This window comes from Streptomyces sp. NPDC087906 (assembly GCF_055584925.1).
Genome location: NZ_JBVJLC010000006.1, coordinates 1 through 25,792 on the forward strand (window position 1 = coordinate 1; position 25,792 = coordinate 25,792).

Genomic DNA, 25,792 nt, shown 5'->3' on the forward strand with positions numbered 1-25,792 from the left:
GCGGGGCACGGTCTCGCCGACGTGCTGTTCGGCCGGGCCGAGCCGGGCGGCCGGCGGCCCCCCCCCGGGGCCGGCCCCCCCCCCGCCCCGGCCCCGGGACCGGGCCTGCGGCCTCCTCCTCGATCAGCTCGGGGACACCTCCGCCGGGCGCGGGCTCCAGCATCCGGCGCACCAGCCGCGCCGCCACGGGTTCCACCCGCCCCGCCTTCTCCCGGGCCAGGGGCGAGTTGGTCTGTTCCGTCCACAGCATCCCCGGCCGCGCCAGCAGGAACGACACACCGGGACGGTGCCGGGCGGCCCAGCGGACCAGCCCCTCGACGGCGGACTTGGCCGCCACGTAGTGCGGCCAGTCGCGCGGAGGTTCGCCCACGGCCGCCGAGGACATCACCAGACAGGTGCCCCGTCCCGTCTCGACGAGCGGCAGCAGCCCCGACATCGGCGCGCTCACCAGCCGCAGCGAATCGGTCAGGAACGCGTCCATCCGCTCCAGGTCGGTGGCGGCGAGGCCCAGCGTGCGCAGCGGCGGGGCAGCGCCGCACACCAGGAAGTCGAGCCGGCCGTGCTCCCGTTCGACCCGGGCGCCGAGCCCGGCGCTCCAGCGCGGGTCGGCCGCGTCACCGGGCACGGAGCGCAGCCGGCCCGGCAGCCGCCCGGCGTCGTCCGCCAGCGCCTCGGGCAGCGTCCCCCGGTGCCCCACGAAGACCTCGCACCCCTGCGACACCAGTGCCAGCGACAGGGCCGAGCCCAGACCGCGGCTGCCGCCGACGACGACGGCCGAGGTGCCGCTCAGCCGGGTCGAAGGGCTCAGGTGTTCTCCCAGCGTGGCCGCGGTGGCCGCGGGAGCGGGCGTACGGACCATCGCCTCGATCTCCGCCTCGGCGACGACCGCGCCGCCCGCCGTGATCTCCCCGGTGATCGAGACCAGCCCGAACCGCCGGTCGGTGTGCACCACCCGTGCGGTGTACGACAGCCGGACGGGTTCCGCCGCGGTGACCGGGTGGAACCGCAGCGCCACCCGCCCGAGCAGACAGTTCTCTCCCGGCAGGCGCATCCCGGCCAGCCGGCTCGACCACAGCAGACAGATCAGCGGGGTGTGCCCGAGCAGCCGGGCGGCAGCCGGGAACCGGTCGCGCAGCGCGCCGGTCCCCTCCGGGCCGTACGCCCCGGACACCGCGGTGCCCGGCGGCAGATCACCGATGGTGTGCCGGGGCGCCGCGCCCTCCGCCGGTACGGGCCGCACCGTCAGGTCCGGCGGGGGACCGGGCCGCACCCGCACGGTCAGACAGGTGCGGTCCCCGTCGGCCAGCCGGTGACCGGAGCCGGTCCGGGTCGCACCCGTCGCCTCGGAGCGGTAACGGACCCCGGGAAACACGGGATTGCCGAAGTCGATCTCGACGGCCGCCACGCCCGCCCCGTCCGGCGCCTGCTCGTCCAGCGTCGCCAGCGCCGCCAGGACGCCGTGCGCGACGGTCCGGCCGAACGGGGTGCTGCGGGCGTGGTCGGGCGAGCAGTGCAGGGCGTTCCGGTCGCCGCTGACCCGCGCGAACAGCGCCACGTCGTCTTCCGAGAGCAGCACGTGTGTACCTCCGATGAGCACGCCGGACGGACGCCGGGGGACGGACGGGCCACGGACCGCCGAAAAGCACGCGCCGGGAATGGCCGCCAGGCCGAACGCTTGAATACCGCTGGAGCCGGGAGGTGTTCAAGCGCGGAACGGAAGCAGTTGAACAGCCGGCGGCGCGAAAAGCTCTCCGAGCGCCGGTGACCGCGCATTCCGGCACCGCATTATGGGCGCGCCGCGGTCCCGTCCTGCAAGTTCCACCGGGATTCAAGCGAACGCTGATCCGGGCGGTGTAGGAATTGTTCGGAGTGCTGGGCGGTGGAAAGGTCTGAGTGCACATGACGGAGCGTGAGGCGAGCGCCTACGAGCGCTTTCAGTGGTACCGGCACCAGCAGAATCCCGATGACCCGGGACTCACCGTCAGCTATGTGTACGAGCTGACCGGCGACGTCGACACCGACCGTCTCGACGCCGCGCTGCGGGGCGCGGTCTCCACGGTGTTCCCGCGACTTCTCTGCTACTTCACCGATGTCGGCGGAACACTGCTGGCGAAGAGCCGTCCGATGCCCCGGCGGGTGCTCGGGCGCTGCGAACGCCGGGACGACCTCCTCGACTCCGGCGGTATCGACCCCACCGGCCAGGAACTCTTCCGCTTCCGCTGTCTGCCGGAGTCCGGGGAGCGGCTGCTGCTGCGCCTGGACTTCAGCCATCTGGTCTTCGACGGCGGCTGCTACGCGCCGTTCCTCGCCGCCCTCGCCGCCTGCTGGCGGGGCGAAACCCCCACCCTCGAAAAGCAGTTCGGGCCGGCGCCGGGTCCGGACGCCGACGCTGACACGGACTACTGGCGGTCGGCGCTGACGGGCCGCCGGCTCCACCAGCCGCTGCCCTTCCGCGCGGCGGGAGACCTGCGGGGCGCGCGCCGTATCGCGGTCAAGGAGACGATCACCGGTGAACAGGCCCGGGACCTCCACACGTTCCTGCGCCGCCACGAACTGAGCCTGCTCCAGTTCGTGGTCGGCGTCACCGGGGCCCTGGTGCACGCCTACGGCGACGGCGACGACCGGGAGGTGATGGTCGCGCACACCGTGGACACCCGGACGTACGGCGCCCCCTACGGATGTCACACCAACCTGCTGCCGCTGTGGCTGGACGTCTCGCGGGAGCGGTCCGCGCTGTCGCTGCTGGAACAAGTACGCGACCGGCGCGAGGAGTTGCGGGACCACCAGCGCTTCGCCACGCTCGACCTGCTCCCGCTGGCCGCGGTCGGCCAGGGACCTGCGGAGCGCCGGGGCGGCGCCGCGCTGAACCTCGTGGTCAACTCCTCCTCGGCGATGCTGCCGACCGCGCTGCCGGAGCTGACCGGGGTGGCGGCCTCGTGGATAAGCAAGCCCGACACCGGCAGTTCGAGCGAATTGGCTGTCAACTTCAGCTCCGACGAGCACGGCATCCACCTCTCCTTCGACTCCTCCACGCGGGTGCTCTCGCCCGAGGCCCTGTCGGCGCTGGCCACCAACTTCCTGCGGATGGCCCGGTTCACGACCGCCGAGCCCGGTCTGCCGCTCTCCCGGTGCGACCTGTCGCGCCCGCTGGAACCGGTCGCCGAGGGGGCCCACCGGGCCACCCCGTCCGATCGGAGCCTGGGCGCCGCCCTGATCGAGGCCGCGGCGGAGCACCAGGACCGGGTGGCCGTCGTGGACGACCACCGCTCGCTTACCTACGGCGAACTCCTCGGCGCCGCGCACCGGTTGGGCCGCGACCTGTCCCGCGACGGCGCCCCGGACCGGGAGCGGCCCGTCGGCGTGTTCCTGGAGCGCTCCGCCGCCGTTCCCGTCGCCCTGCTGACCGCACTGGCTCTGGGCCGCGCCTTCGTACCGCTGGACCCCGGACTCCCCGACAGCCGCCTCGCGTACATGGCCGAGACGGCGGACCTGGGCGTCGTCCTGGTGGACACCGCGACCCGCGACCGCGCGGCCCGGCTCTTCTCCCGTACCCCCCTGCGGGAGGCGGACGCCCCGCCGCCCGCCCCGGACGACTCGACGCCCGCCCCGGGCACACCGCCCGCCTGGCCGGCCGTCCCGGCCGACGCCGACCGCACCGCGTACGTGATGTTCACCTCGGGATCGACCGGCGCCCCCAAGGGGGTGACGGTCAGCGAGGGCAACCTCGTCAACTTCCTCCACTCCGTGCGCCAGGACCCCGGCATGCGCCCGGACGACCGCGTCGTGGCCCTGACCCCGATCGGCTTCGACATCTCGCTCCTGGAGATACTGCTGCCGCTGCTGTGCGGCGCGAGCGTCCAGGTGCTGTCCGACGAGGCCCGCACCAGCGGGACCCTGCTGGGCCGGCGGATCGACAGCGCCGGGGCCACCGTCGTCCAGGCCACCCCCTCCACCTGGCGCATCCTGAAGGCCGCCGGCTGGCGCGCCCGGCGGCCCATGACCCTGCTGTGCGGCGGGGAGGCCCTGGACCGCGACGTCGCGGAGTACCTGCTCGCGCAGAGCGCGGCCGTCCACCACATGTACGGCCCCACCGAGGCGACCATCTGGTCGAGCTGGCAGCGCGTGACCGACGCCGACCGCCTCCACCTGGGGCAGCCCGCGCTCAACACCCGGTACTACGTGGTGGACCCGGACCGGCGGTCCGTCGCCCCGGGCATGCGGGGCGAGCTGATGATCGCCGGGGACTGCGTGGCCCCGGGCTATCTGAACGCCCCCGCCACCGCGTTCGGCACCCTGCCCGACGGCACACCCACCTACCGCACCGGGGACGTCGTACGGTACGAGGCGCCGTCCCGCCTCACGTACGTCTCCCGCAAGGACGGGCAGCGCAAGGTCAACGGCCACCGGGTCGAACTCGACGAGGTCGCCGCCGCCGTCAAGGCGCAGGTCCCGTCCGCGACCGTCGTCGCCGTCGTACGCCCCGAACCCGAACCGCACCTGCGGTGCTTCGTCCGGCTCCCGGCCGGGGAGCGTTTCGACGCAGAGGCGGTACGCGAGCGGTGCCGCGACACCCTGCCGTACTACATGGTCCCGGTGGCCGTGCACCGGCTGACCGCGATGCCGCTGACGTCCAACGGCAAGACCGACGTCAAACGGCTGAGCGAGGCCGCCCTCTCCTCGCTGGACCTTCACCCGCAGGACGACGTACCGCCGACGGAGGCCGGGGAGCCGGCCCGGCCGGACAGCGGGGAGGCGGACGGACAGGACCTGCTCACCGGACTGCGCCGGCTCGTCGCCGCCGAACTCGGCCTGCCGGAACCGGACACCGACCGGCCCCTGGGATATCAGGGCGTCACCTCGCTCGGCTACAACGTCCTCGCCGCACGGATCAGCGAGCGGTACGGAGTCGTCGTCCACGCCCACGACTTCTACCGCATGAACACCCTGCGCAACGTCGCCGAGACCGTGGGGCGCCTCTCCGGCCGTCCTCTCGACGACCCCGGACAGCGGCGGGACACCCGGCCCGCCGGCCCACCGCGCGCCGCGGCGGGGCGGGACCCGGCCGGCGCCGACGACCGGCTCGCCGTCGTCGGCCTCTCCGCCGTGCTGCCCGGCGGACCGGACCCCGAGGCGTTCTGGGGGAGCCTGCTCAACGGCCGGGACTGCGTCGTCCCGGCCCCGGCCGAACGCCGACTGCCCGGCGAGCACGCCGGGTTCCTCCCCGGCGTGAAGGGCTTCGACGCCCGCTTCTTCTCCATCTCGCCACGCGAGGCGAGCTGGATGGACCCGCGCCAGCGGCTGCTCCTCCAGTCCGTCTGGCACACCGTCGAAGACGCCGGGTACGCCCCCTCAGAGCTGAACGGCTCACGCACCGGCTGCTACATGGCGGCCACCGGCAACGACTACGCGCTCCTCCAGGCCAGGGCCGACGCGCCGCAGATCCCGTACTCGCTGGTGGGGCACTCCATGAGCCTCATCGCCAACCGGATCTCCTCCTGGTTCGACTGGCACGGCCCCTCCACGGTCCTCGACACCGCCTGCTCCGGCTCCCTGGTGGCACTGGTCAAGGCGTGCCGCGACCTGCGCGCGGGAGTGTGCGACGCGGCCGTCGTCGGCGGGGTGAACCTCATCCTCGACTCCCAGATCAACGAGGGACTCCACGCGGCACGCTTCCTCTCGCCCGACCACAGGTGCGCGTCCTTCGACGCCGCCGCCAACGGCTACGTCCGGGGCGAGGGCTACGGAAGCTTCCTGGTCAAGCGCCTCACGGACGCCCTCGCCGACGGCGACGACATCCGCGCCGTGATCGAGAGCGCCGCGGAGAACCACGGGGGCCGCGCCAACTCGCTCACCGCCCCCAACCCGAACGCCCAGTACCTCCTGCTCCTGGACGCCTACACCCCCGAACTCGCCGCCCGCACCGGCTACATCGAAACCCACGGCACGGGAACGGTGCTCGGCGACGCCATCGAGATCGACGCGCTCAAGCGGGCCTGGGAACACCTGCTGCCCGGGCCCGCGACGCGCCGCGTCCGGCTCGGCGCCGTCAAGTCGCACATCGGACACCTGGAGCCCGCCGCGGGCGTCGCCTCCCTCACCAAGGTGATCAAGGCGTTCGAGCACCGGGTCCTGCCGGCCAACCTCCACTTCCAGACGCCCAACCCCGGCATCGCGCTGGACGACCAGCCCTTCGAGGTGCTGCGCAAGAACGTCCCCTGGGACGACGACACCGAACGCGTGGCCGGCATCAGCTCCTTCGGCTTCGGCGGCAGCAACGCCCATGTCGTGCTCTCCGCGCCGCCGGCCCCTCCCGCCCGGCACCGCACCGCTCCCGGGCCCCGGCTGATACCGCTGTCGGCGCGCACGCCGGGCGCGCTGCGCCGGCTGACCGCCGGTCTGCTCGACCACCTCGGGCGGAGCGGACCCCTGTCGGACGAGCAACTGCTCGACCTGTCCTACACCCTGTGCCGGCGGGAGCCCCTGCCGTACCGACTGGCCTGGACCGTCACCACCGCCGGTGAACTGCAGGACGCCCTGCGCACGGCGGGCGAGCCGGTCCACACACCACCGGCGGAACACCGGGGCGAGCGGGCGGCGGACAGCGGGCCGCCCGCGCCCGGACCGGCCCGTGAGCGGTACCTGGCCGGCGGGCCGATCGACCGGCGGGCCCTGTTCGCGGGGCAGACACCACGCAGACTGCCGCTCCTCGGGTATCCGTTCGAAGAGGCGGACCTGTGGTTCACCGACGAGGGACGGACACGATGACCACTGATGTCGACGAGAGGGCCGGCCGAGGCGCGCCGCCGCCCGCGGTGGAACCGGTACCGCTGCTCGCGACCGGAGAACCGGACACCTTCCGGGCCCGGATCGACCCGGACCACACCTATCTGCGGGAACACCTGGTGGGCGGGGGGCGCGTGCTGCCGGGTGTCGTCTGTCTGGAGATGGCGCTGTGTGCCGCCGCCCGGCTCCACCCCTCGGCGCCGACGCACGCCGTCCGGGACGCGGCCTGGCTGCGGCCGATCGACGGTGACGGGCCGTTGGACGAACTCTTCGTCACCGTCCGCACGGCGCCGGACACGCGTTCCGCGGACTACACCGTCACCAACCGGGGCGCGCTCTGCGGCTCGGGCACGCTCCTGTTCGAGCCGCTGGACCGCGCCCCGGCGGTGGGCCTCGACGTGCGCGACGAGATCTGCGCGAACACCCGGGCCCACCTCACCCGGGGCGAGATCTACGCGGAGTTCTCCCACATGGGCATCGACTACGGCCCGTACTTCCGCCGCAACACCTATGTCCAGCTTTCCGGGCAGCGCTCACTGGCCTGGCTGTCGCACAACGACGGAACACCGCTGGGGCTGGTGAATCTCCTCGACTGCTCCTTCCAGTCGGGCATGGCGATATCCATCGGAGAACACCGCGACAGCTTGATGCCTTTCTCCATGGGCCATATGGTCTTTCACGCTCCGGCGCGTTTCCCGGCCGGTTCCGCGTTCGTCCTGACCGAGAAACTCTCGGCGTTCAGAACCCGTTTCACCGTGTTCGACGAGGACTACGAACCACTTCTCTCGGTTTTCGACCTCGGTGTGAAACCCGCGCTCCGAACCTGATGCCCGGCCGGCCGCGCACGGCCGTACGGCGGCGTCCATCCCACAGTGAAACCTAGGCATGGGGGACCGTGTTGAATCACCACGAATGGCGAAGCGGAAACGCCGGGTCCGGTACGGCGCTCCCCGATGCCTCGCTGGTTCGCCGTGCCGCCGTGGACTCCATGGTGTTCGCCCCGCGGTGGACGCGGCGACGGCTGGACCCGCCGCGGGCCACCGGCGACGGCCGGCGGATCTTCCTGGTGCCGCCCACACAGGAAGGACTGCGACGGGAGCTGACGGAGCGCTTCCCGCACGCCGAGGTGCTGGCGCTCGACCGCGCGGGCAGGGACCGGCTCGCCGCGGCCCCGGCCGCCGACGCGCACCTGGTGTTCGTCAGCCGTACCTCCTGGGCCGACGGCGTCCGCGACGCGGACCTCACCGCGTTCCTCGCACTCGTCCACGTGCTCGACCGCAGGCCACGGGTCCGCCTCGACGTGTTCACCGACAAGGCGGTCCAGAGCCCCCTGTTCTCCGCCGCCACGCACCCCGTGGACGGCGTGTACGTCGGCCTGGCTCAGTCTCTCGCCAAGGAACGGCCCGACTGGGCGGTGCGCTGCTTCTGCCTCGCCGACCTGACCGCGTCGTCCCTGGCCGAAGCCCTGGACCGGCCCCTTCCGACGGTGCTGGGCAAGCCCGTCTGCCTACGCGGTGACGAGTACGCCGTCGCGTCGATGGAGCCGGCGGACCTGCCAGGACCGCCCGACCGCTCGCCGTTCCGGACCGGGGGCACCTACGTGATCCTCGGCGGTACCGGCGGAATCGGCGGCCTGCTCGCCGAGCACCTGGCCGCCGCCTACCGGGCCGAGGTGGTCGTCGTCGGCCGCCGGCCGGCCGAGCAGTTCACCCGGACCCGGGAGCGGCTGCGGGAGCTGGGTGCCCGCGCGGTCCACTACCACCGGGCGGACCTGGCCGACGCCCCGGCGCTCAGGCGCGCGCTCGACGCCCACGAGGTCATCCACGGCGTCGTGCACTCCGCGCTCGTCCTGCGCGACTCCACTCTCGCGACCATGACCGAGGAGGTGCTGAGCGAGGTCCTGCGCCCGAAGGTGCACGGCACCCACCACCTGGTGGACGCGCTGCGCGGCAGGGACCTCGACTTCTGCCTCTTCCTGTCCTCCGTGCAGGCGTACATCGCCAGCCCCGGACAGGGCAACTACGCCGCCGCGTGCGTGGTCAAGGACGCTTGCGCCGACCTTCTCCACCAGGCGCTGCTGATCGACGCCAAGGTCATCAACTGGGGTTACTGGGGCGGGATCGGCGTCGTGGCGAAGCCGGAGTACCGCGAGCGCATGGACGGGCTGGGGATCGGCTCGATCGAACCGGCCGAGGGACTGGCGGTCATCGAGCGGCTCCTCGCTAGCGACCACCGACGGATCACCTGTGTCAAAGGAACGGAAGAGGCGCTGGAGCGCATGGGAATCACGCCGCACGAGCCCGCCGACACGGCCCCGGCCGCCCGCACGACACCCGGCCCCGGTGCGCCGGCCGGACCGGCGGGCGTCCTCGACGACGTGGTGCCGGCGTTCCGGGGCGAGGACAGCGACGTCGCCCGGAACCGGGACCTCTCCGAGCGGCTGGAGGCGTACACCCGGTGGCGGCTCGGACAGCTCACGCTGCCCGCGACGGCGATCACCAAATACACCAAGCTGCGCGACGCCATCGGCGCGATGCCGCCCGCCCACTCCCTCACACGGCCCGAACTCCGCCGTGCCTACCCGGAGCTGACCGGCCACATCGAGCTGCTCGACCGGTGTCTCGACCATCTGCCCGACGTGCTGACCGGCGCCACCGAGGCCGTGGAGGTGCTCTTCCCCGACGGCTCCTTCCACCTCGTGGCGCCCGTCTACCAGAGCAACCCCATCGCCGACTACTTCAACCGGATCTGCGCCCAGGTGGTCGCCGCGTACCAGCGCCGTACGGCCGGACGGCCGCTGCGCGTCCTGGAGATCGGCGCCGGGACCGGCAGCACCACCAAGTTCGTGCTGCCCGCGCTCGATCCGCGCGACGTGAGCTACCACTTCACCGACCTGTCCCACGCGTTCCTGCACAAGGCCCGCGACGCGTTCGGCGACGACCACCCGTTCGTCTCGTACGAGATCTGCGACATAGAGAACCCGCCCGAGCACTACACCGGGTCGTTCGACGTCGTCGTGGCCACCAACGTCCTGCACGCCACGTCGAACGTCCCCGGCACGCTCCGCAACGTCCGCACCGTGCTGCGCGAGGGCGGAATCCTCGTCCTGAACGAGATCACCGCCCGGCAGGACTACGCGACGCTGACCTTCGGCCTCACCGACGGCTGGTGGCTCAGCGACGACCCGTACCGCATCGAGCACAGCCCCCTGCTCGCCGGCGACCAGTGGCGCTCCCTCATGCGTGAGGCGGGCTTCGGCGCCGTACGCCCCCACGGCGGCGACGGACAGCAGGTCCTGGTCGCACTGGCCGGGCCGGCTGAGGTCGGGGAGTCCGCGGTCGAGGCGCCGCCGGTGTCGGAGGAGTCGGGGGTGTCGGGTGTGGCGGATGTGCGGGTGCGGGTGGAGGGGTTTGTGCGGGGGGTGATCGCGGAGACGATGCGTTTCGATGTGTCGGAGGTGGAGGTCGATCGTCCGTTCCGGGACATGGGGATCGATTCGTTGATCTCGATGGAGTTGTTGAAGCCGTTGCGTGAGCGGGTGGGGTATGTGCCCGCGACGGTGTGGTTCGAGTATCCGACGGTGGGGCGGCTGGTGGAGTTCCTGGTCGCCGAGAACGCGGAAGCGGTGGCGGCGGCGTTCCCGGCCCCGGAGGCACCCGCTCCGCAGACACCGGCCGGGGCGGCTGCGGTCGGGGAGTCCGCGGCGGATGTGCGGGTGCGGGTGGAGGGGTTTGTGCGGGGGGTGATCGCGGAGACGATGCGTTTCGATGTGTCGGAGGTGGAGGTCGATCGTCCGTTCCGGGACATGGGGATCGATTCGTTGATCTCGATGGAGTTGTTGAAGCCGTTGCGTGAGCGGGTGGGGTATGTGCCCGCGACGGTGTGGTTCGAGTATCCGACGGTGGGGCGGCTGGTGGAGTTCCTGGTCGCCGAGAACGCGGAGGCGGTGGCAGCGGCGTTCCCCGCCCCGGAGGCACCGGCCGGCCGGCCCGGCACAGCAGAACGCGAGATACGCGAGACCCCGGTGGCCGACGAGCCGCTGACGACACCGGCCGCCCGGCCCACCACCGCCCGTGCGCCGCGCCCCGGCGACATCGCCGTCGTCGGCGTCGCCGCCCGACTGCCCCGCGCCTCCGGCGTCCAGGAGTTCTGGGACCACCTGTTCGAGGGAGTGGACTGTACGTCGGCCCTCCCCCCGGACCGCTTCCGCGCACGCCCGGCGGACGGCCCCGAGCCCGTCCCGTACACCGACCGGGGCGCCTTCATCGACGACATCGACGCCTTCGACCACGCGTTCTTCGGCATCACGCCCCACGACGCCGCGCGCATGGACCCCCAGGAACGCCTCGTCCTGCAACAGACCTACCTGGCGATCCTGGACGCCGGACACAGCCGCGCCAGGCTCGCCGGCAGCGACACCGGCGTGTTCGTCGGCGTCATGAACGGCGGATACGCGTGGCACACCGCCACCGACCCCACCGCCCAGCCGCCCACCTCGATCTTCTGGTCGATGGCCAACCGCGCCTCGTACCACTTCGACTGGCACGGGCCCAGCATGGCCGTCGACACCGCCTGCTCGGCGTCCCTGACCGCGCTGCACCTCGCCTGCCAGTCCCTGCGCGCGGGGGAGTGCGACCGCGCCGTCGTCAGCGGCGTCAACCTCATCACCCACCCGCGCCAGTACGAGCTCCTGTGCGGCCTGGAGATGCTGTCCCGCACCGGCCAGTGCCGGCCGTTCGGCGCCGGAGCCGACGGCTTCGTCGACGGCGAAGGCGTCATCAGCCTGATGCTCAGGCCCGCCGAGGACGCGCTGCGCGACGGGGACCGCGTCTACGCCGTCATCAGCGGCTCCGCCGTCAACGCGGGCGGCCGGTCCAACGGTTACACCGCGCCCAACCCCGAGGCCCAGTACACCCTCGTCACCAAGGCCCTCGCGGCGGCGGGCACCTCTCCCGAGGAGGTGGGCTACGTCGAGGCCCACGGCACCGGCACCGCCCTGGGCGACCCCGTCGAACTGCGGGCCCTCACCAAGGCGTACGCCGCGGCCGGCACCCAGCGGATCAGGCTGGGCTCGGTGAAGTCCAACATCGGCCACCTCGAATCCGCCGCGGGCCTGAGCGGTGTGCTCAAGGCGGTGCTCCAGATGCGCCACGGCTATCTGGTGCCCTCACTGCACGCCGAGCGCACCAACCCCCATCTCGACTTCGCCGCCACGCCGTTCGCCCTGAACACCCGGCTCGAGAGGTGGCCCGATGACCTGCCCCTGACGTCCGCCGTCAGCTCCTTCGGCGCCGGCGGCGCCAACGCCCACGTGGTGCTGCGCGGAGTCCCCGGCGACACCGGGGACACACCGGTCCCCACCGCGCCGCGGCGCGACAGCTACGTCATCCCGCTCTCCCACCACACCGCCGCCGGGCTCCAGTTGGCCATGGACGAGCTCCGGCAGTGGCTGAGCGGACGCCGTGTCGGCATGGACGCCCTCGCCCACACCCTCGCGTGCTGCCGCGACAGCTTCGCGCACCGCGTGGCGATCGTCTGCCGCGACCAGGACGAACTCCTGCGCGGCCTCGAACAGGACCTGGGCAGCCGGACCCGGCGCCCGGCCCCCGCCGTTCGCGCGGTCGAGGAGCTGTCCGCCCGCACCGCCGGGGACGTCGCCGGCCTCTTCGAGTCCGGGGGCTCCCCCGACTGGGACAGCTACTACCCGAGGACCACGCCCGTCGAGCTGCCCGCCTACCCGTTCCTCCGGCGCCGCCACTGGATCGACTCCGCGGAGTCCGGCTTCGCCTCCCTCTCCTCGCTCGTGTCGGCCCACCGGATCGACGGCGTCCCCATGGCCCCGGCGGCCTGGACCCTCGCGCTCCTCGCCGAACACGCCGGGGGCCGCCCCCTCGGAAACGTGCTGTGGCAGAAGCGGATCACCGACCCGGAGGCCGTCGAGGTCCGGGAACGCGCGGGTGAGCTGTCCGTCGTCGACCGCGCCACGGGCGAGACGCACTGCACGGCCGAACTCGGGACCGCCGCCGCCCCGCCCGGAGCCCCGCCCGCCCCGCCGGCCGGAGCCCGCCGGCGGTACGGCCCCGAGATCTATGACACCTTCCGGCGGCTCGGCTACGACTACGGCGAACCGCTGCGCGGCGTGCGCTGGGCGGAGGTCGGAGCGGGCGCCGTACGGGCCTTCGTCCACGTCGACCGCGACTGGGGATACGGCCTGTCACCCGCGCTCCTGGACTGCGGCATGCAACTGTCCATCCTGCTGGCGTCCGAAGAGGCCCCGGGCGGACCGGTGTTCGTGCCGTACCACCTGGGACGGCTGACCGTCGTCCGGGCCCCCCGGGACGAGGCCGTCTTCTGCCACTGCGTGGCCCGCCCCGGCGGCTCGCAGCGGACCCGCAGTTACGACTTCCTCTTCACCGACGAGCACGGCGAGACGCTCGTCGCGCTGGAGGAGGCGGTGTCCGTGGCGGTCGACGGCGCCGCCCCGGCGGCCCGGCGACCGGCCCCGGCCGCCGAGCCCTTCACCGTCTTCGAACTGAACTGACGGGGGGACGGAGATGACCGGCGATGTGGTGATGTTCCCCGGGCAGGGCTCGCAGGAACTGGGCATGGGCCGGGAGGTGTTCGACGCCTACCCCGACCTGTGCGACAGGGCCGACGACGTCGTCGGCCACTCCCTGCGCGAGCTGTGCCTGGAAGACCCGCACGGGCGGCTGCGCGAGACCGCCTACACCCAGCAGGCGATCTATTTCGTGAGCTGCCTGATGTATCTGGCGTACACGCGGGAGCGGCGGGCCGAGCCCGTCCGGTGCCTGACGGGCCACAGCCTCGGGCTGTACCCGGCCCTGTTCGCGGCCGGAGTCTTCGACCTCTTCGAAGGGCTCGAGATCGTCGCCAAACGCGGCGCCCTCATGCAGGAGGCACCGGACGGGTCGATGGTCGCGGTCGTCGGCCCCCGAGCCAACGCCATCGACGAGGACCTCGCCCGGCTCGACTCCTACGACGTGGACGTGGCCAACTACAACAGCCCCGGCCAGGTCGTCGTCAGCGCGACCCGGCAGCGGCTGGACGAACTGGTCCCGCGACTGGAGGAGTTCGGCCACCGCTGCGTGTGGCTGCCGGTCGGCGGGGCCTTCCACTCACGCCACATGGAACCGGCCCGCCGCGAATTCGCCCGGTTCCTGCGCGACCGGGAGTTCGCGCCGCCCGCCACGTCCGTCGTCTCCGCGACGAGCGGCCGGACCCTGGGCGCGCAGCACCTGCTGGAGGAAATGGTCTTCCAGCTCGTGAAGCCCGTGCGGTGGTGGCAGACCGTGACCCATCTGGCCCGAACCGGACACCGGACCTTCGACGAGGTCGGTCCCGGCACGGTGCTGACCAAATTGAGCGCACAGATCCTCGGCGACCCAACCTCGCCGCAGGCCGAGCCCGGGAAGTGATGACCGTGGAAACAGCAAACAGCCGGATCGCCGTAGTTGGTGGAGGCGGTTCCGGTGCCGTCGCCGCCTGGCGGCTCGCCCGCGAGCACGACGTCACGCTCTTCGAGGCGGGCGGGTACCTGGGCGGACACGCCTACAGCCACGCCGTCGAGACCGACCAGGGCACCCTCCACGTGGACATGGGCGTGGAGCACTTCAACGAGAAGCTGTCGCCCAACCTGTTCCGGCTGCTGACCGACTTCGGCATCGGCACCTACGTCGCCCCCTCCTCCGTCCACGTGGACTTTCCCGGCGAGGGACAGTCGTGGAACAACCTCAACCTGCTCGGCCGGCTGCGGGAGGAACTCCACGAGGAGTTCGACCGCTTCCACCTGGAGATGAACCAGCTTCCCACCTCGGGCGACAGCGCGTACCGCGACATGAGCATCGGCGAGTACCTGGACAAGAACGGGTACTCCGCCAGCTTCAAGTACCGGGCCATGAACCCCATCCTGAGCATCTACTCGGGCTGCCACGCGCCGTCCCTCGACTACAACCTCATGTACGTCGCGCTGTCGTTCAGCATGAACCTGCTCTCCTTCTTCTCCGCCGGATACTGGCGCAAGGCACAGGGCGGCATCCACCGCTACCTCGCCAGGATCGAGAGCGAGCTGGGCGACCGCGTCCGGCTGAACACGCCGGTGGAGGCCGTCGTCCCCACGGACACCGGGGTGACGGTGCTGGCCGGCGGGCAGGAACACGACTTCGACCAGGTCGTGTTCGCCACGCACGCGGACGTGACGCTGTCGCTGCTGCGCACACCCGACCCCCTCTTCCGGGAACTGCTCGGCGACTTCGCCTACATCCCGGTCGAGAGCGTGCTGCACCACGACGAGAGCTGGCTCAGCCCCGAGGGCGGCGCCGCCTACTGCCAGTTCCGGATGCCGGAGGGATTCGAACTCGCCCGCGCCGACGAGCAGATGGGCAGCCTCACCCGCAACTGCAACGTGCTGCGCCCCTACCGGAACGTCTCCTCGCCGATCCTCATCACCTTCGACCCGCAGGAGGAGATCGACCCGGCGCGTGTCGTCGTCCGCCGCGCCTGGAAGCTCCCCCAGCTCCGCCCGGTGGACGTGCGCCGCAAGAAGCGGCTGCGCGAGATCCAGGGCCGTGACAACCTCTGGTTCTGCGGCATGGACACCAGCGTCACCGGTCACGAGGGGGCGATCGTCTCCGGCATGGTGATCGCGGACCGGCTCGGCGCGCCGTACCCCTTCCCGGACGACGCGCCCGCCCACGGGCAGTTCCGCGGCATCAAGGACTTCATGGGCGTCTGAGCCGACGCCGCCCGGCCCCTCCCGATCCGCTCTCTCTCACGGGGATGACCCATGGAATCGCTAGTACCCCGGTACACGGACCTCGCCGCCCCGGACACGCCAGGCGACCTGCCAGGCGACCTGGCCGGCGCCACCGTGGTGGTCACCGACCGCGAGGACGTCGCGTCCGCCGCCCGCGCCCTCGGCGCCGACTGCTGGTACGCCGGCCCCGCCACGGAGACCGAGGACGAGATCGGCCGGGAGCTGCGCCGGCGCGTCACGGGCCGCGCCACCCTGGTGGTGGCCTGGGGCGACGGTCCGTCCGACGGCGCGGCGGGCCCGGGTGGCACACCTGCGTACGACCGGGCGGTGCGGTTCGCCCGCGCCTGCCTGGCACTGCTGCACGCCGTACGGGAGTCAGGGCGCCCCGTCCACCTCGTCACGCTGTCCCGTTCGGGCGACGTGCTGCCCGCGCTGCTCGACGGCATGGCCCGGACAGCCGCGCTGGAGAGCCCTCTGGTCCACACGGCCGTCGGGAGCGGGGACCCCGTCACCCCGGAGCGGCTGCGGGCGTGGATCACGGCCGGAACCCGGCACCCCGGCGACGTACTGCGGGCCCAGGGCGACCGGATCGCGCGCCTGGACCACGCGCCCCGGCCGACGGAGACGCCCGGACCCGGCACGGTGGTGGGCGACGGCGACCCGGTGGTGGTCATCGGCGGCGCCGGGGGAATCGGCCGCCGTCTGTGCCGGTATCTGAGCCGGCGCCGGGGCGCCCGGGTGTTCGTCATCGGACGCGGCACGCCCGGTCCCGAGATACGGGCGGCGCTGAGGGAAGCGGGCGTACGCAGCTACCTCGCGGCCCCCGCCGACGATCCCGCGGCGCTCGACGGCGCGCTGCGCCACATCCACGACCAGGCCGGCCCGGTCAAGGCCGTGTTCAACCTCGCCGGAACACTGGACGACTGCCTGCTCTACCACCTCACCCCGGAGCGACTGGAGAGCGTCCTGCGGCCCAAGGTCGCCACCGCCCTCAACCTGGCGGCGCTGACCGGGGAGCACCGGCCCGCCGCGGTCGTGCACTTCAGCTCCCTGACGGCCGTCACCGGCAATGTCGGCCAGAGCGCCTACGGAGCGGCCAACGCGTTCCTGGACCGGCTGGCCGCCGGGCGCGGCGACTGGTACAGCGTCAACTGGGGCCTGTGGGACAGCGACGGCATGCGGATGCCGGACGAGGGCTCGGGGCTGTGGGCGATGGACCCGGAGCGGGCGTGCGAGGAGCTGATGTCGGTTCTCGCCACCGGGACCCGACAGCCGGTCGTGTACGAGGGGGAGCTACGCCTCACCGGTACGCAGACCGCTGACACCGCTGACACCGCTGACACCGCTGACACCGCTGACACCGCTGACACCGCCGAACCGCCGACCGCCGAACCGCCGACCGCAGAACCGCCGACCGCCGTCCACGACGGCCCCGGCCTGCTCGCCCGGACGACCGCGTGGCTGCGGGAGATCGTCGTCCGCCACAGCGGTCTGCGGCACCTGCGCGACGACGACAACCTGCTGGACCAGGGACTGGACAGCGTCGGCAGCATCCGGATCAGCCGGGACATCGAGACCCGCCTCGACATCGCCGGGTCGTCCCGGCTCAGCCGCGCCGTCCTCTTCGAGTACCCGACGGTCGCGGCGCTCGGCGCGCATCTCGCCGAGAACTTCCCCGCCGAACTGCGCCCCGTCCTCGCCCCCGTACCGCCGCGGGCACCGCGGCCCGCCGCCGAGGCCGGGACACCGCCCCGGGCCGCCCGGGAGACCCCCCGCCCCGCGTCCGCGTCCGCGCCCGCACCCGCTTCCGCCCCGCCCGAGGACCTCCCTCCCGCGGACGCCTACCGTGACGACGACATCGCCATCGTCGGAATGGCCGGCGAGTTCCCCGCCGGCGCCGACACCGAGGCGTACTGGCAGGCCCTGCTCAGGGGCGACGACGCGATCCGGGTCATCCCCGGCGACCGCTGGGACTGGCGCGAGGACCACTCCTTCGCACCGGACGAACCGGGCACCTCCTACGGGCGGCACGGCGGATTCCTCGACCACGCCCTGGACTTCGACCCCGTCTTCTTCACCGTCGCGCCCCTCGAAGCCCGCTACATGGACCCCCAGGAGCGCCGGTTCCTCCAGACCGCCTACCACGCCCTGGAGGACTCGGGATACTTCGCCGCTCCCACCGGCGACGTGGGCGTCTTCGTGGCCGCCATGTTCGGCCACTACCAGGACCTCACCGCCCCCGACCGGGTCATCGGCAGCTCCTTCGCCGCCATCGCCAACCGGGTCTCGTACGCCTTCGACCTGCACGGCCCCAGCGTCGCCCTGGACACCATGTGCTCCGGCGGGCTCACCGCCCTGCACCTCGCCGCGCGCACCCTGCGCGCAGGGGACTGCTCCCTCGCCGTCGCCGGCGGCGTGAACCTCATGACGCACCCGGGGAAGTACCGGCTGCTGTCCGAGGGCAAGTTCCTCAGCCCCACCGGCCACTGCCGGCCCTTCGGAGTGGAGGCCGACGGCTACGTCCCCGGCGAGGGAACCGCCGCCGTCGTCCTCAAACCGCTGTCCCACGCCTTGAGGGACGGCGACCGGGTGCACGCCGTCCTGCGGGCGACGGCCGTGAACGCCGGAGGCCGCACCGCCGGTTTCACCGTGCCCTCCGAGCGCGCCCAGAGCCGGGTGATCACCTCGGCCCTGGAACAGGCCGGGATCGAACCGGCGGCGGTCACCTATGTCGAGGCCCACGGCACGGGCACCCGCCTCGGCGACCCCATCGAGGTGCACGCGCTGCGCCGCGCCTACGGCGGCCCCGAACAGGGCCCCGCCCACCTGGGCTCGGCCAAGAGCAACATCGGACACCTGGAGTCCGCCGCGGCGATGGCCGGACTCGTGAAGATCGTCAAGCAGCTCGCCCACCGCACCCTCGCGCCCACCCTCCACTGCGAACTGAACAACCCCGACCTGCACCTGGACGACTCCCGGTTCACCCTCGTCAAGGAGGCCCGGCCGTGGCCCCGGGGCAGCGCCCCCACGCGCTTCGCCGGACTCAGCTCGTTCGGCGCGGGCGGCGCCAACGGCCACGCGATCGTCCAGGAGTTCGTGGCACCCCGCCCGCCCGGACCCGTCCCCGTACTTCCGCGCTACTTCGTCCCGCTGTCCGGGCGTGACGAGGCCGCCGTAAGGCGCCGGGCGGACCAGTTGCTCGCCTCGCTGACCGACGCGCCCGGCTCGCGGACGGACCTCTACGGCCTCAGTTGGACCCTGTGCTGCGCCAGGCAGCACTTCCGGGTCCGGCGCGGCTACTGGGCCGAGTCCGTCGAGCAGTTGGCCGGCCTGCTCAGCGACGGGCAGGGCGGCGCCCGCCCGTCCGCCCCGCCGGAGGGCGACCCCTGGGACCGGGCGGCTTCGGAGTACCTCGACGGGGGCACCCCCGACTTCGCGGCACTGTTCCCGGTACGCCTGCTGGTCGACGCCCCGCTCTACCCCTTCGCCGCCGAGCGCCACCTGGCCGACGCACTGGACCACACGCGCACCAACCGGCCCGCCCGCCCGGCACCCGGCACCCCGGCCGCACCTGACCCGGCCGCCACCCCCGCCGGCACCGACGCCCTGCTGCTCACCCCGCGATGGTGTCCGCGCACACCGGACGGCCCCGCGCACACCCCGGTGCCGTACGTCCTCGTCCTCACCGACCGGGCCGCAGACCACCGGCTGCCCGCCCCGCCGGAGGGAACCCGGCTGATCACGGTGGCCCCCGGCGACACACCCCTCCTCACCGCCGACCGGATCGAACTGCCCGACGGCGACGACACCGCCGCCCGCCGCGCCCTGGACCACCTCACCGGCGAACGCGGGCTCGACCACCTGTACTGGCTGGACCTGCGGCGCGAGGTGACGGTCGCCGCCGAACTGTCCCTCGCCAAGGCCCTGCAGGGCTGCCGCACCCCGTCCACGGTCCTCGGCCTGACCCTGGACGACGACCCCGCCGAGACCCGCGCAAGGGCCGGGTTCCTGCACGGACTGGCGGAGGAGAACCCGCACATCCGCACCGTCCAGGCGCGCCGCTCCGGCGCCCGTGACGTACTTGCCGACGGCTGGGAGCCCCTGCTGGCCGAACTGCGCGCCGCCCGCGGACCGCTCACCGAGGTCCGGTGGGCCGACGGCGTGCGCCACACCCGAGAACTGACCGAACTGGGCCTCGGCGACGGCGTACGGCTGCGCACCGGGGGGAGGTACCTGCTCACCGGTGGTCTCGGCAAGGTCGGCCGCGCCGTCGCCGACCTGCTCGTCGAGCGGTACGGCGCCACAGTGATCGCCGTCGGCCGCTCAGCCCCGGACCCGGCCCGGCAGGCGTGGATCGACAGCACACCCGGACTCCACCACGAACAGGCGGACATCGTCTCCGCCGAGCAGACCAGGGAACTGATCGACAGAATCCGGAGGAACTTCGGGGGCCTCGACGGGGTCGTCCACTCCGCGGGTGTCGTCAGGGACGCCCTGGTGCAGAACAAGACCGCGGGCGACGCCGAGGCCGTACTCGACCCGAAGATCCGCGGCACCCGGAACCTGGACCGGTACACCGCCCGGCTGGACCTGGACTTCTTCTGTGTCTTCTCCTCCATCTCCAGCGTCATGGGCAACACCGGCCAGAGCGACTACATCGCCGCCAACCGCTTCCTCGACGAGTTCGCCGCCGAACGCGCCCGGCGCGTCGCCGACGGCGAACACGGCGGCTTCAGCCTCTCCGTCAACTGGCCGCTGTGGCTGGACGCCGACGACGAACGCCGCGAGCGGTACCAGGCGCTCGCCGGATTCCTGCGCGGCGAGTACGGCATGGAACCGCTCACCTCACGGCGCGGCGCGGAACTGTTCCTCGATCTGCTCGACGGCCTGCCGGAAAGCTGCCACCAGGTCGTCCCCTGCGTCGGTGACGTACCTCGGCTGCGCAGCCGCCTGCTGCCCGCCGCCGGGAGCCCCGCCCCCCGCGGCGGCGCACCGGCCCCGGGCCCCGGAGCGACCCTGGAGGACATCGGCGCACGCCTCGTGGAACTGGTGCGCGCGCAGACCGGCCTGAGCCCGGACGACATCGCCGTCGACAGCACCTGGGGCGACCTCGGCTTCGACTCGGTCATGCTCCAGCGGCTGGCCCGCGAACTCGGCGCCCGCTTCGGCGTGGAGACCCCGCCCAACGCCCTGTTCACCTACAGCAGCGTCACCTCCCTCAGCAGCTATCTGCGAGACCGGGGCGTACCGGCGGACAACCAGGGCCCACCCGCCGAGAACCAGCCGCCGACCGGCCCGTCCGCCGGCGGGCGGAACACCGCCGCCGCCGCCTCCCGGGCAACGGCTCCCGCCCCGTCCCCCCGACCGCACCCCGACGCCGTCCCCACCGGCGGCGAAGAGGGCCGTTTCGCCGTCGTCGGAATGAGCGGCGTCATGCCCGGCGGCGCGGACCTGGCGGACTTCTGGCGGCTGCTCGTCGAGAACGGCAGCGCCATCCGCGCCGTCGACCGCTGGAAACACCGCGAACAGCGCTACTTCGCGGGCACCATCGACGGATTCGACGCGTTCGACCACTCCTTCTTCGGGCTCTCCGCCCGCGAAGCGACGCTCATGGACCCCCAGCACCGGCTCTTCCTCCAGAGCGCGTACAACGCCCTGCTCGACGCCGGCTACGCGCCCGGCACCCTGCGCGAGGTCGGCGTCTTCGCAGGTGTGCAGTTCAGCGAGTACCAGACGGCGCTGCGGCACAGCGACGACCGCGACCACCCCTACGCCGTGACGGGCAACGCGCACGCCATGCTCGCCAACCGCGTGTCCCACCTGCTCGACTTCACGGGCCCCAGCCAGACCGTCGACACCGCCTGCTCCAGCGGCCTGGTGGCGCTCAACCGGGGTGTGCTCTCACTCGCGGCGGGGGAGTGCGACGTGGCTCTCGCGGGGGCCGTCAGCGTGCTCGTCGACCCCGACGCCACCGACGCGGCCGGCAAACTGGGCGTACTCTCCCCCGACTTCCGCTGCGCCACCTTCGACAAGGACGCCAACGGCTACGTACGGGCCGAGGGCGTGGGCTGCGTGGCCGTCAAGCGGCTCGCCGACGCCCGGCGGGACGGGGACGCCGTGCTCGCGGTGATCGAGGCGGTCGCCGAGAATCACGACGGCCGCTCCAACTCGCTGACCGCCCCCAACCCCGAGGCCCAGATCGCCCTGCTGAGCAGGGTCTACACCCCCGAACTGGCCGACCGGGTCTCCCACATCGAGACCCACGGCACCGGCACCAACCTCGGCGACCCCGTCGAGGTCGGCGCACTGCGCACCGCGTTCGGCCGGCTGGCCCCGCACCGGGAACCCGGCAGCATCACCCTGGGCGCCGTCAAGACCAACGTCGGCCACCTGGAACCCGCCGCCGGGATGGCCGGCCTGCTGAAACTGCTGCTCTGCCTGCGCCACCGCCAGCTCCCCGCCAACATCAACTTCAAGGAGACCAACCCCCTGGTCGAACTGGACGGTTCACCCTTCCGGCTGCTGCTGGAGAACGAGGCATGGCAGCGGCCTGCGCCCCTGGTCGCGGGCGTCAGCTCCTTCGGGTTCGGCGGGTCCAACGCGCACACCGTCCTCTCCGAGGCGCCCGCCCCGCCGCGGACCCGCGCGACACCCCGCCCGCACTGGCTCATCACGCTCAGCGCCCGCTCCCGCACCTCGCTCACCCGGATGCGGGACGACCTGCTGGACTGGCTGGCCGGTCCCGAGGAGCAGCGCGCGGACCTGGCGGACATCGCCCACACCCTGGTGGCCGGCCGGGACCACTTCGAGTACCGACTGGCCTGGATCGTCTCCACCGCCTCGGAGTTGCGCCGGGCGCTCGCCGAGGCCCGCCCCGAGGAGACGGCCAAGTGCCGCCCGCAGCGCCTGACCACCCACCCGGTGACACTGCCCGACCCGGCGGGCAGCGATCACCTCGCGGCTCTGGAGACCCTGCGGGCCCGGTACATGGAGGGAGAGGAGTTCGCATGGCGAACGATGTTCGACGACGGACCGTTCAACCGGCTGCATCTGCCGGGATACGCCTTCGAACAGCACCGGTTCTGGTTCGAGTGACGGCGGCAGGGACAGCGACAGGAACGCCGACGGTGACGGACAAGGCGACGGCGCGCCGCGGAGACGGGAGTGGGCATGGACGAGCTGCTTGAGGACGACACCCCCGTCGTGGTCGGCATGGCCTGCCGGTTCGCCGGCAGCGACGGCCCCGAGGAGTACTGGGAACGCCTGCGGCTCGGCCGCACCGCCCTGGGCACCACCGACCGCTGGGCGGGGGAGGAGGACGCCGCGGACCTCGTCGGCGGCTTCCTGGACGGACACCAGGACTTCGACGCGCGGTTCTTCCGCGTCTCGCCGAACGAGGCGCTCTGCATGGACCCGCAGCAGCGGGTCCTCCTCCAGAGCGTGCAGCACGCCGTCGACGACAGTTGGCTGAGCGCCGAGGACCTGCGGGCCCTGGACTGCGGGGTCTTCGTCGCCGGACTGCCCGGCGACTACCGCACCCTGGTGGCACGGCGCAGCGACATCGTCTACGGCACCCACAGCTTCCTGGGCAACGCGCCCTCGACCCTCTCGGGCCGCATCTCCTACTTCTACGACATCAACGGCCCCTCGGTCACCCTGGACAGCGCCTGTTCCTCCTCCCTGGCGGCGCTGCACGAGGCGGTGCTCAACCTCCGCGCCGGACAGTGCCGGAGCGCGGTCGTCGGCGCCGTGTCGGTGTTCAGCACCCCGGAGGTGCTGCGCTTCGCGCGGCGTTCCAGGATGAGTTCACCCGAGGGCGCTTCCCTGCCCTTCACCGACGCGGCCGACGGATTCGTACCGGCCGAGGGTGTCGCGTCGCTCGTCCTCACCCGGTACGACGAGGCCCGCGCCCGGGGGCTGCGCGTCCACGGAGCGATCCGCGCGACGGGCACCAACCACAACGGCACCACCAACGGTCTGATGGCTCCGAGTTCAGCGGCCCAGGCCCGGCTGATCGCCGACCTCTACGCGCGCGAGAAGATCGACACCTCGCGGATCGCCTATCTGGAGACGCACGGTACCGGGACACCCCTCGGCGACCCCATCGAGCTGGAGGGCCTGCGGTCCGCCTTCCGCCGGGCCGGCGACCACAGCCCCCACCTGGGCGCCGTCAAACCCCTCATCGGGCACACCCTGGTCGCTTCCGGCCTCGCGGGCGTGATCAAGGCACTGCTGGCCTTCCGGCACGAGACGATCCCGCCGGTGGCCGCCACCGGCGGGACGGTCTCCTACCTCGACGTCGCCCCCTTCACGATCAACCGGGAACCGCTGCCCTGGCCCGAGGACAGACCGCTCTGCGCCGTCAGCGCCTTCGGCTTCACCGGCTCCAACGGTCACGTGGTGCTGCGCAAGGTCCCCGCCGGGCAGCCCGGCGGGCAGCCCGGCGGGAGGGCCGCGGACCGCCGCCCCGGGTGGACACTGCCCTTCTGCCTGTCCGCCGAGACACCCGACAGCCTCACGACACTGGCCCGCCGGCACCGCGATCTGGTCGCCGGACTGCCCGAGGACCGGCTCGCGGACCTCTCCCAGCTCCTGCTGCGCCGCCCGCACCTCACCCACGAGCATGTGGTCGTCGCCCGTACCCGCGACGAACTCCTCGCCGGACTGGACGCCCGGCCCCGGAACGGTGAGCCCGGAGCGGCGTCCCGGACGGCGGACACCGGCCGGCTGGAGGACGGTGAGCGCGACCTGGTGGCCCTCTGGCGGGCACGGGACACCGCCGCCCTCGCCCGGCTGCTCGCCGCACCGGCCGATCTGGCGCGGATCGCGCTGCCCGCCTACCCCTTCGAGAAGCACCGGCACTGGGTCGTCGAGGAGTCCCCCGCCGGAGCCCGGGACACGGCGCGAACGGACCAGGACCCGCAGGAGCCCTCCGCCGCGGGCCCGCCCGGCACCGAGGTGGCGGACACGCACGGCACCGATGTGGCGGACCCGCGCGGGGCGCCGGACCCGGACCTGCACGGAGCGCCGGACCCGGACCTGCACGGGTTGCCGGACCCGGTCCCGCACGGGTCGCCGGACCCGGACCTGCACGGGTCGCCGGACCCGGACCCGCACGGGTCGCCGGACCCGGACGGCGACCTCGTCGCCCAGCTCTGCGCCCAGCTCTCCGCCCTGCTCGGTTTCGAGGAGGGCACCGGCCAGGTCGCGCCCGCCACCAGGATCGCCTCCCTCGGCCTGGACTCGCTGTCGGCCGTACAACTGCTCGGCCCGTACCGGAAAGCCGGAAGCACCATCAAGACGCACGACCTGTTCCGCCACGAGACGGTGGCCGACCTCGCCGCCGCCATCGGCAGCCGGCCACCCGTGCCGGAGAACACGCCGACGGGCGCGCCGGCCTCCGGCACGAAGCCCGCCGGGAACACGGCGGGCACGGCACCGGTGGCGCGGCGCACCCCACCGCCGACGCGGTGGTACCGCGTCGGCGACGCCGGGCGGCCCACCCTGCTGCTGCCCCCGCTCAACTGCGACCGGCGGGCCTGGACCCAGCAGATACCGGCCCTGCTCCGGGCGGGACGGGCGATCCACGTCCCGGAGTACCCGGGGCACCACGACGTCCCCTTCGACGAGGACACCTTCTCGTTCGAGGCGCTCGCCGACGAGGTGGGCGACCACCTGCGGAAGACCGCCGACGGCCCGGCCGACCTGGTGGGCTGGTCCCTGGGCGGGTGCGTCTCGACCCTCACCGCCCTGCGCCACCCGGAGCTGGTCGGCTCCCTGACCCTCGTGAGCTGCGCGCCCCGCTACGGCGAGGACGCCTTCGAACGCACCCTCGACCTGCGCGAGGAACTGCGCGTCCACGCCGGCCTGCTGGAAGCGGTCTTCGGCGGGAGCGGCGACCTGGCCGGGAAGTTCAGCGTGAACGCGTCGATGGACATCCTGCGCCGCTACTACACGGCCCTGACGGGCTTCGACGTCGTGGACCGGCTCACCGACGTCACGGCCGACTGCCTGGTGGTACGCGGACTCGACGACTGCGTACTCGACGCCGAGGCGGTCGCCCACTACTCGGCCGTCCCCGGGGTCCGCGTACGCGAACTCCAGGGCCACGGGCACTACGCGCCGCTGACCGCGGCACGTGAGTTCAACAGGGCTCTGACGGAGTTCTGGGCCGCGCGGGACAGGCCCTGAACCCCGGGCCCGCCCACGGACACCCACCTGCTCACCCACACGGAT

General features: G+C 73.0%; 8 protein-coding genes. 7 read left to right on the top strand and 1 reads right to left on the bottom strand.

Features of this window, described 5'->3' with window-relative positions; all coding sequences use genetic code 11:
* The coding region (locus tag ACZ63I_RS18965) for an SDR family NAD(P)-dependent oxidoreductase (RefSeq protein ID WP_469339998.1) at positions 1–1,576 on the bottom strand (1,576 nt) is incomplete at its 3' end.
* Between the two features lie 323 nt (positions 1,577–1,899).
* On the opposite strand from ACZ63I_RS18965, the gene ACZ63I_RS18970 reads away from it, so the two are divergent.
* The 7 genes from ACZ63I_RS18970 (at position 1,900) to ACZ63I_RS19000 (ending at position 25,747) form a co-directional block, all read left to right on the top strand.
* Positions 1,900–6,765: an amino acid adenylation domain-containing protein gene (locus ACZ63I_RS18970; protein WP_469340000.1), complete on the top strand. Its 4,866-nt coding sequence runs from the start codon at positions 1,900–1,902 to the stop codon at positions 6,763–6,765.
* Positions 6,762–7,610, top strand: a complete 849-nt coding sequence (locus tag ACZ63I_RS18975; protein ID WP_469340002.1) for a polyketide synthase dehydratase domain-containing protein — start codon at positions 6,762–6,764, stop codon at positions 7,608–7,610. Before ACZ63I_RS18970 ends, ACZ63I_RS18975 begins: the two co-directional genes overlap by 4 nt.
* Positions 7,611–7,771: 161 nt before the next feature.
* Positions 7,772–13,324 carry a beta-ketoacyl synthase N-terminal-like domain-containing protein gene (locus ACZ63I_RS18980; RefSeq protein ID WP_469340511.1) on the top strand — a complete coding sequence of 1,851 codons (5,553 nt, stop codon included), beginning with the start codon at positions 7,772–7,774 and terminating at the stop codon, positions 13,322–13,324.
* Positions 13,325–13,337: 13 nt separating this feature from the next.
* On the top strand, positions 13,338–14,219 hold the full coding sequence (locus ACZ63I_RS18985; RefSeq protein ID WP_469340003.1) for an ACP S-malonyltransferase: 882 nt from the start codon (positions 13,338–13,340) through the stop codon (positions 14,217–14,219).
* A gap of 5 nt (positions 14,220–14,224) precedes the next feature.
* Complete coding sequence (locus ACZ63I_RS18990; RefSeq protein ID WP_469340005.1) at positions 14,225–15,535, top strand: FAD-dependent oxidoreductase; 1,311 nt, start codon at positions 14,225–14,227, stop codon at positions 15,533–15,535.
* 51 nt (positions 15,536–15,586) lie between these two features.
* Positions 15,587–22,651, top strand: coding sequence for an SDR family NAD(P)-dependent oxidoreductase (locus tag ACZ63I_RS18995; RefSeq protein ID WP_469340007.1), 7,065 nt, complete (start codon positions 15,587–15,589; stop codon positions 22,649–22,651).
* A 75-nt stretch (positions 22,652–22,726) separates the two neighbouring features.
* Positions 22,727–25,747 (top strand): alpha/beta fold hydrolase, encoded by a 3,021-nt coding sequence (locus ACZ63I_RS19000; RefSeq protein WP_469340009.1) that lies wholly within the window; start codon positions 22,727–22,729, stop codon positions 25,745–25,747.
* The last annotated feature ends 45 nt before the right edge of the window (positions 25,748–25,792 follow it).

Bases quoted from the DNA above. Each gene is read 5' to 3' on its own strand.
- ACZ63I_RS18970 (WP_469340000.1), top strand. From the start codon at position 1,900: ATGACGGAGCGTGAGGCGAGCGCCTACGAGCGCTTTCAGTGGTACCGG.
- ACZ63I_RS18975 (WP_469340002.1), top strand. From the start codon at position 6,762: ATGACCACTGATGTCGACGAGAGGGCCGGCCGAGGCGCGCCGCCGCCC.
- ACZ63I_RS18985 (WP_469340003.1), top strand. From the start codon at position 13,338: ATGACCGGCGATGTGGTGATGTTCCCCGGGCAGGGCTCGCAGGAACTG.
- ACZ63I_RS18995 (WP_469340007.1), top strand. From the start codon at position 15,587: ATGGAATCGCTAGTACCCCGGTACACGGACCTCGCCGCCCCGGACACG.
- ACZ63I_RS19000 (WP_469340009.1), top strand. From the start codon at position 22,727: ATGGACGAGCTGCTTGAGGACGACACCCCCGTCGTGGTCGGCATGGCC.
- ACZ63I_RS18980 (WP_469340511.1), top strand. From the start codon at position 7,772: ATGGTGTTCGCCCCGCGGTGGACGCGGCGACGGCTGGACCCGCCGCGG.